12 protein-coding genes are annotated in these 15,270 nt (G+C 62.5%); 9 read left to right on the top strand and 3 right to left on the bottom strand.

Translation table 11 applies throughout. From position 1 onward, the window contains the following. The first annotated feature begins 44 nt into the window (after positions 1-44). The 7 genes from AC1TQG_RS23010 (at position 45) to AC1TQG_RS22980 (ending at position 7,826) form a co-directional block, all read left to right on the top strand. Positions 45-941, top strand: a complete 897-nt coding sequence (locus AC1TQG_RS23010; RefSeq protein ID WP_482140593.1) for an IclR family transcriptional regulator — start codon at positions 45-47, stop codon at positions 939-941. Between the two features lie 10 nt (positions 942-951). Then, positions 952-1,767 carry an alpha/beta hydrolase fold domain-containing protein gene (locus tag AC1TQG_RS23005; RefSeq protein ID WP_482140591.1) on the top strand — a complete coding sequence of 272 codons (816 nt, stop codon included), beginning with the start codon at positions 952-954 and terminating at the stop codon, positions 1,765-1,767. Between the two features lie 61 nt (positions 1,768-1,828). Beyond that, positions 1,829-3,406, top strand: a complete 1,578-nt coding sequence (locus tag AC1TQG_RS23000) for an AMP-binding protein (protein ID WP_482141432.1) — start codon at positions 1,829-1,831, stop codon at positions 3,404-3,406. 437 nt (positions 3,407-3,843) lie between these two features. Then, positions 3,844-4,800 (top strand): ABC transporter permease, encoded by a 957-nt coding sequence (locus AC1TQG_RS22995; RefSeq protein WP_482140589.1) that lies wholly within the window; start codon positions 3,844-3,846, stop codon positions 4,798-4,800. After that, entirely contained in the window at positions 4,797-5,699 is a 903-nt protein-coding gene (locus AC1TQG_RS22990; protein ID WP_482140587.1) for an ABC transporter permease, read from the top strand. Before AC1TQG_RS22995 ends, AC1TQG_RS22990 begins: the two co-directional genes overlap by 4 nt. A 28-nt stretch (positions 5,700-5,727) precedes the next feature. After that, complete coding sequence (locus AC1TQG_RS22985) at positions 5,728-6,792, top strand: ABC transporter ATP-binding protein (protein WP_482140585.1); 1,065 nt, start codon at positions 5,728-5,730, stop codon at positions 6,790-6,792. 5 nt (positions 6,793-6,797) lie between these two features. Beyond that, entirely contained in the window at positions 6,798-7,826 is a 1,029-nt protein-coding gene (locus AC1TQG_RS22980; protein WP_482140583.1) for an ABC transporter ATP-binding protein, read from the top strand. Between the two features lie 57 nt (positions 7,827-7,883). Here the strand turns inward: AC1TQG_RS22980 and AC1TQG_RS22975 are convergent, their stop codons facing one another. Further along, positions 7,884-8,999 carry a glycosyltransferase gene (locus tag AC1TQG_RS22975; RefSeq protein ID WP_482140581.1) on the bottom strand — a complete coding sequence of 372 codons (1,116 nt, stop codon included), beginning with the start codon at positions 8,997-8,999 and terminating at the stop codon, positions 7,884-7,886. Between the two features lie 258 nt (positions 9,000-9,257). Between AC1TQG_RS22975 and AC1TQG_RS22970 the strand changes: the two genes are divergently transcribed. Continuing rightward, a complete protein-coding gene (locus tag AC1TQG_RS22970) occupies positions 9,258-10,427 on the top strand; it encodes a glycosyltransferase family 4 protein (RefSeq protein ID WP_482140579.1) in 1,170 nt (389 codons plus the stop codon). Then, positions 10,420-12,045, top strand: coding sequence for a glycosyl hydrolase family 28-related protein (locus tag AC1TQG_RS22965; protein ID WP_482140577.1), 1,626 nt, complete (start codon positions 10,420-10,422; stop codon positions 12,043-12,045). The genes AC1TQG_RS22970 and AC1TQG_RS22965 overlap by 8 nt, the downstream gene beginning before the upstream one ends. 27 nt (positions 12,046-12,072) lie before the next feature. Here the strand turns inward: AC1TQG_RS22965 and AC1TQG_RS22960 are convergent, their stop codons facing one another. Continuing rightward, positions 12,073-13,590, bottom strand: a complete 1,518-nt coding sequence (locus AC1TQG_RS22960) for a tyrosine-protein kinase domain-containing protein (protein WP_482140575.1) — start codon at positions 13,588-13,590, stop codon at positions 12,073-12,075. Beyond that, positions 13,583-14,944, bottom strand: a complete 1,362-nt coding sequence (locus AC1TQG_RS22955) for a hypothetical protein (protein WP_482140574.1) — start codon at positions 14,942-14,944, stop codon at positions 13,583-13,585. The genes AC1TQG_RS22960 and AC1TQG_RS22955 overlap by 8 nt, the downstream gene beginning before the upstream one ends. Positions 14,945-15,270: the final 326 nt, after the last annotated feature.

Raw genomic sequence — 15,270 nt, 5'->3', positions numbered from 1 at the left:
TGAGGCGAACATCACGTCAACGATTTGGTCACAGAAGGAGTTGGATGTCCCTCTCGGCGCGGCGCGCACTGCAAGTACTGGATTTTCTGACGGTGAATGAGCGCGGCACCTTCACGCTGAGCGAGCTCTCGAAGGCATTGGATGTGAGTCCGGGCTCGATGTTTGCGGTGCTCAAGGCCATGGGCGATGGGGGCTACGTGTCGCGGCACCCTCGCCACAAGACGTACACACTCGGCCCCGCGGTGCTGGCTGCCGGGCACGCGGCAGCGGGCGCCAACCCGGTTATCGAACTGGCGCGCAAGGAGTTGGCAGCTCTGGCGGCGTCCACCGGCCACGAGTGCTCGGGCACCGTCATGGTCGGCAGGGACATCCTCTGCATGGCCGTCGAAGGCAAGCCGACGGGGCGAGCGCTCGAACTCGCTCCGGGACAGCGGATACCACTGCAGCCCCCGTTCGGGCAGCCCTTCATGGCATGGATGGCACCGGCCGAGTTGCGCGAGCGGATCTTGGAAATGCCTGGAGATCTGCACGAACGTGTGGCCGACTATCTCCAGTCGTACGGTCCAGCGGTACGGCAACGGGGCTACACGGTGGGGCTGGACGATCCGAACCCGGTACGGCGCTCACTGACCCATGACCTCGCCGAACGCCCGAACGATCTCGCTCTACGCGAGGCGCTGCTCGAACAGTTCTTTGACGACCAACCGAACTATGCGGTTTTGGAGGTCGATCCGGATGTCGAATACACCGTCGGGAACATCGCGGCGCCGGTCTTCGACCCCGATGGCCGGGTTGTCTTCTGTCTCACCCTGCTTCACATCGGCAAGCTCGTAGGCAAAGAGATCGCGACGGCAGCACAGCCCGTCATCGCTTCGGCGCAGCTGTTGACGAGGCAGATCGGCGGTCGCGCACCGACCCATGACTGGAATGAAGCTCTCTGAAAGGGAGGCGATGACCGAAACAGATTTTGCTGCAGCCGATCCGGACGTCACCGTCGAGATCGAACAACTCGACTTCGCGGGTGTACCGGTGCTGCGGATCCGGCCGCGCGGCGCGAGTACCGACACCGCGCTGCTTCATTTCCACGGAGGCGGCTACCGCAAAGGGTCCCCGCAGATGTTCTCCGAGAGCGTGTCCCGGATCGCGGTCGCCTGCAAGACCCAGGTGTTCTCCGTGGGCTATCGCCTCTCGACCGTGAGTGCTTTCCCCGCCGCGGTGGACGATGCACTGACCGCCTACCGGTCGATCATCGAGCAGATCGGGCCCGAACGTCTGGTGCTATGGGGGGATTCCGCGGGAGGTGGGTTGGCCGCGGCGCTGTTGCTACGGATACGGCAACTCGAGATCTCCGCTCCTGCCGGCGCATTCCTGTTCTCACCCTGGGCCGACCTGCGGAATACTGCCGCGAGTTTTGCCGAGAATGCCGCAACCGACGCCCGCTTCTCACACGATCAGGCGTCCGAAGCCGCAGCGAGCTACCTGGCCGGGACCTCGGCAACGGATCCGTTGGTCTCGCCGGTACTCGGAGATTGGGCGGGTCAACCGCGAATCATCGTGCAGGTCAGCGATTCCGAGGTGCTCCGAGACGACTCGTTGCTCCTGTGTCGCATCGCTGCCGAAGCCGGGGTCGATGTGCGTCTGAAGGTGCATGAAGGGGAACCGCACATCTGGAACCTCTCGTATCCGTCAACCCCCGGTTCAAACCTCGCGATCGGATACATGGTCGAGCAACTCGCAGAGCTGCTCGATCCGATCGCACACACCTGAGTCCAACTCGCCGCATCAAGCCAGAGACACACTTCAGATCGTGAAAGGAACTGTTAAGCAGATGGATTCGACGATCAGCGAAATTCCGGTTCGGCACCTCCCCGACCACCTGAGAGCGCATTACGAGGCGATGGGGTGGTGGACGGACGAGTCGCTCGGAGAAATTCTCGGGAAGGGTTTGAACGACTCTGCGGGGGTTCACTTCCGGATTCATTCGAAAGTGCGGCCGTACTCGGGAACATTGGCCGACGTCGAACTGGTTGCCCGTCGGCTGGCAGCAGGTTTGCGGTCCCGAGGCGTGCGAGCAGGGGATGTCATCGCCTTTCAACTCCCGAACTGGATGGAGGCCGCGGCCACGTTCTGGGCATCGTCGTTGCTCGGTGCAGTGGTCGTTCCGATCGTGCATTTCTATGGCCCAAAGGAATTGGGTTTCATACTCGAGCGCGCCAAGCCGCGCGTGTTCATCACTGCCGAGCGGTTCGGGCGTCTGACCTACGCTCCGGAAGTCAGTGCGGCAGTTCCGATTGTGGGTGTGGTCGGCCTGAACTTCGACGACCTGCTCGATGACCTTCCGATGGCGGGCGCACTCGACGTCGACCCGACCAACCCGGCATTGATTGCGTACACCTCGGGGACGACGCGTGATCCGAAGGGTGTCATCCACACTCATCAGACACTGGCATTCGAGACCCGGCAACTACTGGCGAACTATCAAGCGGACCGCGGCAGGCAACTCACCGCGCTCCCGGTCGGCCACTTCATCGGCATGTTGGGGGCTTTCCTGATCCCGGTGCTCGAGGGGACCCCTGTCGACCTCTGCGACGAGTGGGATCCGACCAGGGTGATCGCCCTGATGGACTCCGATGGTGTCGCGATCGGTGGCGGACCGACGTACTTCGTGACCAGCCTGCTGGATCACCCCGACTTCACCCCGGACCATCTGCATTACCTCAAATACATCGGACTCGGCGGATCGACGGTTCCTGCCGCGGTCACCCGGCGTCTTTCTGACCTGGGCATCATCGTCACCCGGTCATACGGGAGTACCGAACATCCCTCGATCACCGGGTCGGTCACGACGGCTCCCGAGGACAAGCGCCTGCTGACGGACGGCAATCCGAAGCTGGGCGTGGAGATCAGGTTGGGGCAGGACGGTGAAATCCTCAGTCGCGGACCGGATCTGTGTCTGGGCTATACGGACCAGGAACTGACGGCACAGGCGTTCGACGAGGATGGCTGGTACCGCACCGGTGATATCGGGGTGATCGACGACGATGGCTATCTGACGATCACAGATCGTAAGTCCGACATCATTATTCGCGGTGGCGAGAATGTGAGTGCTGCGCAGGTCGAGGACGTTTTGCTTGAAATGTCCGCGATTGCGGAAGCCGTGGTCGTCGCGGCGCCGGACGAGCGATTCGGGGAACGCACTGCCGCCGTTGTGCGGGTCAAACCCGGGCAGGTGATGCCGACGCTCTCCGAGGTTCAACAGCATTTCGCGGACGTCGGCACCGCCAGACAGAAATGGCCGGAAGAGCTCCATGAGGTGGAAGACTTTCCGCGGACGGCATCCGGCAAGGTCCAGAAACACCACGTGCGTCGACAGATCGCCGACCTCCGTATCGAGGGTGCCAGATGACATAAACAAGGCCCGAGCACCGCGGCCTGTCGGAGGTGACAGGCCGCGTCGCATACTGCGGCATTTGAATATGTTGTGGTAGCGCCTATTTGGCGCGCCAATTTTAGATGTCGGATCGGCATCATCCTTTCGGGATTGTGAATCTTCCACAATTCGCGTGCTGGTAAGCCGCGGCTGTTCATTTCTCGTGCGAATTTGTGTTTTGCTCTCGCCGGCAGTAGCTCCTGAGAAAAGTCCGATTTGGGTATTGCCATTGAGAGGACCGTTCTTCTATTGTGAGAACACAGTCGCTGTCAATGCGGCGTTTGTCACAAGAAACCAGTGAAAGCGCTCAGGGTCACACATGCCATGGTGCGCAGTCCGTTCCGCGTAATCAACATAAATCGGCATGTCACAAGCTCCTTCAGCCCCTCGCTCAGGACGAAAGTTGACTATTCATGCTTCGCACAATTGCGACGCGTCTCGCGCGCAGCATTGCTGTGGTCCTATTGGTGACCATTGCGGTGGTGAGTTTGCTGAGTTTGGCCCCCGGTTCTGCATCGCAGGTCATTCTTGGTGATAATGCGACCCCCGAAGCTGTTGCGGAAATGGATGCGCAGTTGGGGCTTGACAGGCCCGTTTGGTCGCAGTATTTGGACTGGCTGGGTAATGCGGTGACCGGGGACCTCGGTACCTCGCCGTTGACCAATCAGTCCGTCACCGAGGCGATCTTCGAGCGACTGCCGGTGACGTTGGAGCTGGCAGCGTTGGGCCTGTTGATCGCTTTGGTGGTCTCGATCGTGATGGGTGTGATCTCGGCGTCGCGGCCGGGGTCGGCCCTCGATCGCGGCATCAACGCGCTCTCGGCGGTCTTCTTGTCGGTGCCGGCGTTCATTGCCGGCCCGATCCTCATCTACTTCTTCGCGATCCAGCTGCAGATATTCCCGGTCCTTGGTTGGTCCGATATCAGTGACGGACTGGGTTTGAATCTGCAGAGCGCGCTGTTGCCTGCGATCGCGATCGCACTGACCGAGATCGCCTCCTTCCACCGGTTACTGCGCACCGACCTGATCGGCACTCTCGGCGAGGACTACATCGCCGCGGCTCGCGCGAAAGGGATGTCGGGCACCTACGTCATGTTCCGGCACGCCTTCCGGCCGTCGTCGTTTTCGTTGATCACTCTGGCCGGCATCAATCTGGGCCGTTTGATCGGTGGCACCGTGATCGTCGAAACCCTCTTCGGGCTACCAGGTTTGGGGCAATTGATCGCCGCATCCATCACCACGCGCGACTTGATCATGGTGCAGGGCATCGTGGTGTTCGTCGCCGTCGTCTACGTCTCCATCAACACCATCGTCGACCTCAGTTATGGACTGATCGACCCACGCGTCCGGAAGGTGGCGGCCACAGCATGACCGACATGATCACCAAAGAACCCCTCCCCACCGCCGGTCCGCACACCCCTACGACACCGGCACTGGTGGTCCCCGCGGTCCGCAAACCCCGCTCATTTCTGGTGTACCTGTCGGTGGGCTGGCTGGTCGCACTGATCCTGGCCGCGCTGTTCGCCAACCTGCTCCCCATCGCCCCTTACGACATCCCCGTTGGCGCACCCCGACTGAATCCGGCCTTCGGATCACTCGATCTGCTCCTGGGGACCGACAACTTCGGACGGTCCGAGCTGTCCCGAATCATCTACGGCGCCCGTGTCTCGCTGGTCGTGGGAACCGTTGCCGGACTGGTCGGATTCATCATCGGATCGCTGGTCGGATTGGTGGGTGGCTACTTCGGTCGCCACCTCGACAACGGCATCTCACTGCTGGCCGATGCCATGCTCGCCTTCCCGCCCCTGATCCTGCTGCTGGCACTGGCCTCGATCTTCGAACCCAGCGTCACGACCATGCTCGCCGGTCTGACCCTGGTCGTCATCCCCGCGTTCATCCGCCTGTCCCGCGCCAACACGATGGCCTGGTCATCGCGAGAGTTCGTCCGTGCCGCAAGGAATATGGGCGCCGGACACTCCCGGATCCTGTTCAAAGAGATCCTGCCCAACGTCATCGCGCCACTGGCCTCCTATCTGCCCATCGTGATGGCAGCCCTGATCGTGGCCGAAGGCTCCCTGAGCTTCCTCGGACTGGGCATCCCCCCACCCACGCCCAGTTGGGGCGGAATGATCAGTGACGGCAAAGACGCGCTCGCGACGTCGCCGCACCTGGTCTTCGTCCCGGCGCTGGCCATCTTCTTCACCGTCTTCGCCCTCAATCAGCTCGGCGACCACCTCCGCATGAAGTTCGACAAGACAATCCAGCACTGAGACATGATCGAGCCCAGGAAGAGTGACCATGAGCGTTGAGTCCGAGATGGAACGGCCCGGCAACCCTTCAGATCTCGCGAAAGGCAAGCGTGGCGGGCCGCTGCTCGAGGTGAACAATCTTCGGGCGTACATCGGTACCGCTCGCGGGACGGTTCGGGCTGTCGACGATGTGTCCCTCACGCTTGACACCGGTCAGGCACTTGGGGTCGTGGGGGAGTCCGGCTCGGGCAAGTCGGTGATGGCCCGGGCCATCATGGGGCTGATGCCGCCGCGCTCTGCACGCTCGGGTGAAGTGACCTTTCAGGGCCGGGATCTGCTGGCCCTGAACAAGAAAGAGACGCTGGAGATCTGGGGGAAGCAGATCGCCATGGTCTTCCAGGACCCGGGTCGTTCCCTCAATCCGGTGGTGCGGGTGGAGCGTCAACTCACCGAAGGGATGCGCAAGCACCTCGGGGTCAGTCGTTCCGAAGCGAGCAGCCGGGCACTGAAACTCCTTCAGGAAGTGGGGGTTCCCGATCCGGAACGGCGGCTGAAGAACTATCCGCATGAAATGTCGGGCGGGATGCGTCAGCGGGTGATGATCGCGATCGCGCTGGCGTGTGAGCCGGACCTGCTGATCGCCGACGAGCCGACGACCGCGCTTGATGTGACCATCCAGCGCCAGATCCTGGACCTGCTGCGGCGGGTGCAACGCGAACGCGACATGGGCATGATGCTGATCAGCCACGACCTCGCCGTCGTCGCCGGACGCACCGATCGGGTGTCGGTCATGTATGCAGGCCGCCTCGCCGAAGTCGGTTCCACCCGTGAGGTGTTCGAGGCGCCGATGCATCGCTACACCCACGCGCTGCTGGGTGCCACACCGACGATCGACCATGCCCGGCATGCGCCCTTGCGGGTGATCTCGGGCTCGTTGCCCGACCCCACCGTGCCACCGCCCGGATGCCGGTTCGCGCCGCGATGCGAACACGTCCAATCCGACTGCGTCACACCGGGCCCGACGCTGCAGTCAGCCGGCGGCGATCACCAGGTGGCGTGTCTGCACCCGGTGCTGCCGCAGCCCATCAAAACCCTCGAACTGTCCGGAAGGTAGAACTCATGGCTGGCAGCGGCACCGCGCATCTACGCGGCGATCAGGCACTCCTGCGCGTCGAAGACCTCGTCGTGGAATATCCCACCAGCGCCGGCACCGTGCAGGCGGTCTCCAAGATCAGCTTCGATGTGCTGCCCGGCGAAACCCTGGGCATCGTCGGGGAATCCGGTTGCGGCAAATCGACCACCGGCCGGGCGGTCCTGCGCCTGGACCGGGTCACCGCGGGCCGGATCCGGTTCGGGAATGATTGGATCGAAAAGGCCGACGAAAAGGCCATGCGGGTGCTGCGGCGTGACATGCAGATGATTTTTCAAGACCCGGTCAGTTCCCTGAATCCGCGCCGATCCGTCAAAGACATCGTCGTGGAAGGGATGGCCGTGGCGGGCGCTCCGAAAGCTGACCGCGCCACCACCTCGGCCAAGGTCCTCGATTCGGTGGGTCTTTCCCCGGAACGCTATTCGGACGTCCTCCCACGTGCGCTCTCCGGCGGCCAAGCCCAACGCGTGGCCATCGCCCGCGCTCTGGCGCTGAACCCGCGACTGTTGATCTGCGACGAACCCGTCTCCGCACTCGATGTATCGGTGCAAGCCCAAATCCTCAATCTCATCGAAGAACTCAAAGCGGAGTTCGACCTCACCGTGGTGTTCATCGCCCACGACCTCGGCGTCGTGCGCACCGTCAGCGACAACGTCATGGTGATGTATCTGGGCAAGGTCTGCGAGTTCGGCGACTCGGTCCAGGTGTACGACAACCCCGCTCACCCCTACACCCGCGCACTGCTGGACTCGGTGCCACTGACCGACCCCGACAAGGGATTCGCCGGACCGGCGCTCGAAGGCGACGTACCCTCACCCCTGGCCCCGCCGACCGGATGCCGTTTCCGCACTCGCTGCCCCAACGCCCAAGATCTCTGCGCCACAACGGAACCCGAAGTCAGGGAGATTCAATCCGGGCAGTTCGCCGCCTGTCACTTCCCGCTCGAACCAACGCCCGAGAGCAACGAAGAAAGGTCCGCCAAAAGACTTGTGGGTTAGTGCTACGCGGCAACGGGTCCCTGACAGTGCAGCAGAAGTTGCCGGACGTCGGTGTCGTCAGCGGGCTTTGAGTACGCCGTCGACAACACCGATCATGTTCTCACCAAACATTTTCCGCGAGAAACCCTCGGCCCACGTGCGGATCTTCTCTGAGTCGAAATCGGTCGGATCGAACGCCTGCATGGCGTGGGCGAGGCCGCTGACCACCTGTTCGTCGTCACCGGTGGGAACAAGAACCCCGGTCTCGCCCGGGATGACCGTGTCGAGCGCGCCCCCCTCGCCCAAAGCGATCACCGGCGTCCCGGTGGCCATCGCCTCGACCGGAACGATGCCGAAGTCCTCGACACCGGGCATTATCAGAGCTCGTGCGCGCCGGTAGAGTGCCAGCAGTTGATCGTGGGGGAGTCTCCCGGCAAAGATCGTGTCGGCGGCAGCCAGCTCTTTGCAGACGTCCATCCATCGGCCATCACCTACGACGACGAGTCGTTTACCGGCCCGCCGCGCGGCCATGATCGCGAGATCCGGCCGTTTGTAGGGGACCAGACGACCGGCGAGCAGGAAGAAGTCCTCCCGCTCGATCGAGTGATCAGGCGTGAAACCGTTTGTGTCCACGGGTGGATGCACCACCACTGCGTCCCGGCCCCACCAACGGTGAATTCTGTCGGCGACCTCGGTCGAGTTCGCGACGATCTGCGTGAGCCGGTCCACGGCTCTCAACTCGTCTCGCCGCGCCACCCGCGCCAGTCCTGCGAGCACGACCGCACCGGCGGCGCCCCCGGCTTCTTGCGCGCGAAAGGCAGGATCCCAAGCCCAGCGCGCCGGACTGTGTACGTATGCGATCACCGGGGCGTCGGTGGCGAATGCGACCTGCGTGGCAAAGGCGTGATGGCTCACCACCACCGCATCTACCGGACCCAGTTTCATGCCGCGAAAGGCTCTTGGCAGCAACGGCATCAACGGGGCGTAAGAAGACTTCCCCAGCAGGCGGTAAGCGCCGTCAACCCAAGTCGTGACCGGAGGGGACGACAGGCCTGCCGGTATGCCCGCCGGACGGGCAAGTGGAACGTGGACGGCGGCGTGCGGCCACGTCACGGACATCTGCTCGACGACGTGTTCAGAACCGGCGATCTCCGTGAATCGCTCGTGGACTATTGCCAACCGGGGATCGGTCATGATTGTTTCGGGAGTCCGCGACAGGTGGCAATCACTCGGCATACGTCCATTTCATCCGGGGAACCGGCCAATTGAGAATTGCGGATATCCACGCAAAGTCGCCCTTCGCTTGCCGAGAAATGCTGCTGAAGAACTTCCGCTGCCCCAGCAGATAGTCAGTTCGTTCGTGCCCGAAGATATCATTTTATATTGGGGGTCGTCGTGTCACCACACGAACAAACGTTTCCGTCGAATTGTCAAACCTGCGACAATGAATTCGTGGACACTTCCCGCGCCGCTCAGGCGAGCAGCGACAGCGTGCTACCCGTTGACGTGTTGTTCGATGCCCGGCATATCCGTCAGAGCGGTATCGGCACTTACATCAGGACCCAGATCCCGTTTCTCGAACAGGTACTCAACGATCGTAGATTGAGTCTGGCCATACTCGCCGATCGAAACGCGATACCTGTGATCAGCGCAAACACGCGCGTGGTTCTCTCGGATCCTGCCGATGCCCGGATGTATTCGACGCAGGAACAACGTGCGTGGGGTCGCGCATTGTCATTGACGCGTCCCCAGGCACTATGGGTTCCGCACTATCCTTTTCCTCTTGCTCTTTTGTCTCCACGTCGTCGAAACGTCCGATTTTTTTCTACGGTGCACGACACCCTCCATATCGAAGACAACAAGTTGAGCGACCAGAATCTGGCCAAGAACGCGTACGCACGAACAATGCTGCGACTCAGCGCACGGCGGGCGGAAACAATTTTCACGCCGTCCCAGGCGACCGCGCGTTCCATGGCCGCGATCGCCCCTTCGGCCGAGATGCTCGTGACGCCCATCGCAGTCGACGATATTTGGTTTTCTCCGCCCGAACCTGCACCGTCACCGATTCAGCCGCCGTATGTGTTGTATGTCGGGAACATCAAGCGGCACAAGAACCTGCCGGTGCTTCTCGATGCGTTTGCGGCGATATCGGATTCGGTTCCGCACAAACTGGTGATAGCCGGTGGCGATGAGTCGCTCAGAACGCTCGACGAGCGAGTCAACCGGCTCGTGGACAGCCTGGGTGACCGGGTGCAGCTGACGGGCCGACTTCCCTTCGACCGGTTGCGCGCACTGGTGGCGCGCGCGGACTTGCTGGTGATGCCATCGCTGTACGAGGGTGCCGGCCTCCCGCCGCTGGAGGCAATGGCATCGAATACCGCTGTCCTGTCGTCGAACATCCCGGTCCTGGTGGAAACGTGTGGTCACGGCGCCGAGTATTTCGACCCGCATGACGCTGCGGCGTTGGCGCTGCTCATGAAGAAGTACTGCAATGACGACGCCGCCAGGGCATTGTTGAGTGATCGTGGGCAGCTGCATGTCAAGCAGCGCCAGTCGGAGATTTCGTCGCCGGTGACGGCCGAGACGATTTGTTCGGTATTGAAGAGGAGATCCATTGCCTGACAGGTCGCCGGCGCTATCGCGTCGTAGTTTTCTCGGTGTGCTCCCGGCAGCGTTGGTGCTCACCTCGTGTTCCGCCGCCTTGCCCGTATCCACCCACGGCGTTCGCCTCGTCGCCGACGACGGCGAGATCCGCGATGTCCGCGCTTTCGGCGCCGTGGGTGATGGCTTACACGATGATTCCGTTGCCATCCGCAATGCCGTCGCCGCGTTGAGGGCTGGAGACGTCTTACGTTTCCCGGCTGGCCGGTATCGCTTCGCGGAGCGTAATCCGACAGGCGCCGCGGCGATCTCGATAGCCGGGATCTCCGACGTTTCCATCGACTTCGACGCAGGCGCCGAACTGCTGATGGACAATCTCGACGCCAACGGTGCCGGCACGAGCCACGGCATCGTGTTGCGCGGCCCGTTGGAGCGCGTAACCCTGCAGAACGTGACGGTGCGATGGGCAACGCAGCCGGCGCAGCGGTCCATGGGCGACGGTATCCGGGTCGTGGGCTACCCATCGGAAACGTCCGCCGTCCCCAGTGGTTGGACCGGCTCCAACGGTCCGGCGAGCGAGGTGAGCCTGCTGAACTGCAGAGTGGAGTCGAGCCCGCAGGCGGGTGTGATCATGATGGGCGTTTCCGACATCAGTGTCGACGGCCTCCACGTCGAGAACACGATGGCCGACGGACTTCACTTCAACGCTTGCCGCCGCGGAAGCATCGAACGCTTTTCAGCGACCAATACTGGTGACGACGGTCTGGCCCTGGTGACCTATCACACCGCGGAGAACCAGTTCGACAATGCTTCCGAGACCTTCTCGTTCCCCGCTCTGACCGGGTGGTCGAATGCCGACTTCAGCATCTCCGATGTGGTCGTGACGGGCGGTGCGGCGAACGGGATGCGTCTGGCCGGTGTCAACCGGTCGACGATCACCGGGGTAACGGTCAGTGGCAAGACGAATGGTGCAGGTGTCATGGTCGATTCGGCCGCGGCTGACTCAAATGCCGGGTGGCGCTACGTGGCATCGCGAGGAGTGAGCCTCACTGGGCTCTCCATTGAGAACTCGCAGATGGGGTTGCACGTACTCGCAAGACCGAACGGGTCAACCGGCGACGCGTTCAGCCGTTTCGACCTCGACATCTCGGGGGTCACCGTATCCGATTGCCGTAGTTGGTCCGTTCTCATGGAATCAGTCGCAGCACAACCGGTCACCGGTGTCCGACTGGCGGATTGTTCCGTGACCGACACAGAGATCGCCCAGGGCACCGGGGCCGTCGGGTTGCAGACCGCGCAGGGCATCTCATTGGGAACCGTCTCCGTAACGAGCACGAAGCCGGGGCTGGCGTTCTCTGCTCACAACTCACCGGACTTCGAGATCGACCAGCTCAGCGTGACGGTGACCGGCCCTCCGATCAGTTCCGAAGGTGGCGGACCATTCGTCCAGTTCCTCGGCTCGTCCGGGACGGTGTCGACCGCGGAATTGGTCTGGACGCAAGCGCCTTCGGGGTGGCTGCCGATCTTGATCTATAGCGACCGGTGCGTCGGTGGGTCACCCGGCAACACCGAGGTGACCATCGGCGCCGTGACCACCAACCCGCCGAAGGGAGAGCCGATCTTCGTGGCCTGCCGATGACGAACCCGATGTCCCACCGGCCCTTGGTCAGACGATTGTTTTGACGGGACGGGACGCAGGTGCCAGCAGATGAGTACCTGACAATCGTTTGCCTCGTTTGCGCACGCTGCGGACCAGTGGCCTCGGAAAGTCATTGAGCACAACGCCGCACATGCGGACTCCGGCCAATGACAAGCGCTCGAGGGCAGCACTCAGCTCTGCATACCTGGTGTGGTCGGACCGCGCCACCAGCAGGATGCCGTCGGCCCAACGTCCCAGCACGAGCGCATCGGATCGGGTACCCAGCGGTGCGGTGTCCACGATGATGTAGTCGGCGCGAGTGGCGAGATCTGCCAGTCCGGTGCGCATCCGACCGGTGCCGATCAGCTCGGACCAACCGGCCGCCGCGGGACCGCTTGAGATGAGCGAGAGTTTCGAATATCTACTCGCAGAGACATATCGGCCGATGTCACCATCACCCTGAAGGTAGGTGGACAACCCGGCCGGTGCGGCCTGGTCCCCGGAGCCCTCGGTGTCTGGTGGGGCCGCGTCGACGTATACGACCTCGTTTCCGCTCTCTGCGAGAGCGACTGCGAGGTTCACCGCGACCGCTGTCTTGCCGTCACCGCTGACCGCGCTTGAAACGACGATGGTTCGGCAATCGCCCCGGCCGGGTTCGTGGTCGGCGATCACGGCGCGAAGCCGGCGGAATGCTTCGGCCGCAGGACTGTTGCTTTGATAGTCGACGAGACCGGATTCCAGAGCCTTGTCGGTAGGAATGCCTGCCGACACCGGCCCGGACAGAAACTTGCCGAGTGCGCCCGCATCCTGAACTCTTCGGCTCACCTGTGTCCGCAGATACGCGTAGAGCAAGCCCACCAGCAGTCCCGCGACCACGCCGAGTGCGGTGTTGCGCACATACTTCGGGCCGCCCTCGGCGTCGTCGGACAGAGCCGGGCTGATCACGGACAACCGCACCGGGTCGGCGTCCACCGTCGCCGGCTGTTCGGGCGTAGAGGTGATCCCGTCCACCGTGGCCGGCTGTTCGGGCGTAGAGGTGATCCCGTCCACCGTCGCCGGCTGTTCGGGCGCAGAGGTGATCCCGTCCAGCGACGAGACGGTGCCCGGAAGCGCTTGTGCCAGGCCGTTGGCAAGCTCTGCGGACGTGTCCGCGTCGTCCGCACGGACCGTCACCGTCAGGATCGCGCTTCCGACGTTGGCGCTGGCCGTGGTCATTTCACGCACATCGGAGATCGACATCGCCAGTCCCGTGTTTTCAAGCGCGGTTTCGATGACCAGGTCAGAGGTCAGCAATTTCGTGTACGCCTCGGTCCGCTGACGACTCATACCATCGGTGTCACCGAAGTGGGGCGTCTGGTAGATCACCGCCGACGACTCGTAGCTCGGCGACTGCGCAGTGGTCAGGACCGCGCCCAGGAGCCCGCCGACCAACGCTCCCAGTAGTAAGACGATCCAGCGATTGCGGACCGCGGCAACCGCGGACCGTAGCCATTCGCTGCCCGCATTGCCCGGTCGATATGCAGTACCCGCAAAGTTGCTAGTCAAGTGACTTCACATTTCCTCTCGGAACCATGCGTTCCAGCTTTCCGATGGACGGTCCCCGTGCCGCCAAGAACACGCAAGCAAGCGTCAGCAGGACGAGGAAAAGGGTAATTCCCTGGGTCAACAATTGAATACGCCACACTTCGGCAAAGCAGTAGGCAATAACCCCGGCCGATCCGGCAACCACTGGTCCGTATGTCAGGAACCGCCCGAAGACGTAACCGGCCAGCGGAAACAGCAGAAGCGTGTAAAGCCATCCCCACGCTCCAAAATCTGCGTAGGTATCGGCGAATTCGGAGTTGGTCGTGAAGTTCGGCGCAAATGAGACAGTGAATTCGTACGAGTCGCCGCCCAGTGATTCCTTGGCCCTGACCTCGTGCGCCGGGACCAGGAAGCTGGGCAGCGCAGCCGCCGCCGAGTCGACCGGGGCCCCGGGGTTGTCGAAGGATCCGCGCATGACCGCATCTGCCACTCCAATGGACACCTGTGCAGGCACGGCAAGGTAGGCGCCGGACTGGTAGAGGTTCATCGCGATCGGATTCGACACACCCGCATCGCGGTAATAGTTGCCGTTCCGGATGAAGTTGAGTGCGGTGAGGAGCGTGAACATGATCGCAACCGCGACGAACAGCTGCCAAGGCCGTACTGATTTACGGTCGGCACCGGCAGGTTCGCGGGGAACCGCGGTCTGCAAGACGACGTACACCACGACCGCCATCAGCAGCGATAGGCGAGACGCAATCATCGAGTTCGCCACCAGGAGTAAGACTGCGAACAGCATGAATCCGGGGTGCAGCACCTTTTTTCGCCACAGGTAGACGCTGATGGGTGCCGCCAGGATGGTCGCATACCGAAGCGTCGCCATACCGGCCGAATCCGGTAGCGCCTCCGTGAACGTATTGCCGGTCTGGGTGGTCAAAGCGTCGCTGATCGATGTCGCGGCGGCGATTCGGGAGTACGCATACCCGACGCCGATCGCGGACACCGCGAGGATGAGGAAAAAGTACCGCCGCTCGAACGTCGGACCGGTGGTGCGCTCGACGAATTCCGGTGTCGGCGTTGTCCCGAGCCCCAGTCGCCAACCTACTGTCGCCAGGACAACGACAGCTCCGTACCAGACAGCCAGCAACGTCACGCCGGGAACGGTGAACGGGGCCGGTTGAAGAAATCCGCGCAGGTCCATCCATGAGCCCGCCGGGCATCCCCCGGCCGAACACCAGCCGATCAAGGACGCCCACGCAATGAACGACCCGAGGACCGGGATGAGGATTACAACGGCCGGCGCGAGCCACCATGTCGGTGCATTGCTACGCGGCAAACTCTCCGCGGCCGATTTCGGCAGAAAATCAAACTGCATGTTGATGGCGGGGTGTGATTGCGCAACAATTCTGCGGCCGGGCGGGACCGAAATATCGACCGGTGGAAAAGGATGTCGCACAACCCATCGCTGAGTCCTCTCCATCACAAACAAAAGTGGCTCGATCTCAGCGAGCACGGTAGCCAATCCGTGACATAGAGTACTACAGGTGGAGCGTACATTTCGGTGCAGAAGTGCAATAACTCACTTGCTACCAGGAATTACCCCGACCAGCTTGAATCCCACTGGCGAGAATATTCGGGCGTCGCATCGTGGAGCGGTCTACGACACCTATTTCGAAGAATTCATGGACGTGACCGGCGAGG

The sequence above is a fragment of the Williamsia sp. Y844 genome (genome assembly GCF_056786475.1).
The sequence above is the reverse complement of the archived record's forward strand: the minus strand, read 5'-3'. Positions and strand labels throughout refer to the sequence as shown.

Excerpts from the sequence above, each read along its gene's own strand:
- AC1TQG_RS23010 (WP_482140593.1), top strand. The coding sequence starts at position 45 with ATGTCCCTCTCGGCGCGGCGCGCACTGCAAGTACTGGATTTTCTGACG.
- AC1TQG_RS23005 (WP_482140591.1), top strand. The coding sequence starts at position 952 with ATGACCGAAACAGATTTTGCTGCAGCCGATCCGGACGTCACCGTCGAG.
- AC1TQG_RS23000 (WP_482141432.1), top strand. The coding sequence starts at position 1,829 with ATGGATTCGACGATCAGCGAAATTCCGGTTCGGCACCTCCCCGACCAC.
- AC1TQG_RS22995 (WP_482140589.1), top strand. The coding sequence starts at position 3,844 with ATGCTTCGCACAATTGCGACGCGTCTCGCGCGCAGCATTGCTGTGGTC.
- AC1TQG_RS22990 (WP_482140587.1), top strand. The coding sequence starts at position 4,797 with ATGACCGACATGATCACCAAAGAACCCCTCCCCACCGCCGGTCCGCAC.
- AC1TQG_RS22985 (WP_482140585.1), top strand. The coding sequence starts at position 5,728 with ATGAGCGTTGAGTCCGAGATGGAACGGCCCGGCAACCCTTCAGATCTC.
- AC1TQG_RS22980 (WP_482140583.1), top strand. The coding sequence starts at position 6,798 with ATGGCTGGCAGCGGCACCGCGCATCTACGCGGCGATCAGGCACTCCTG.
- AC1TQG_RS22975 (WP_482140581.1), bottom strand. The coding sequence starts at position 8,999 with ATGACCGATCCCCGGTTGGCAATAGTCCACGAGCGATTCACGGAGATC.
- AC1TQG_RS22955 (WP_482140574.1), bottom strand. The coding sequence starts at position 14,944 with ATGCAGTTTGATTTTCTGCCGAAATCGGCCGCGGAGAGTTTGCCGCGT.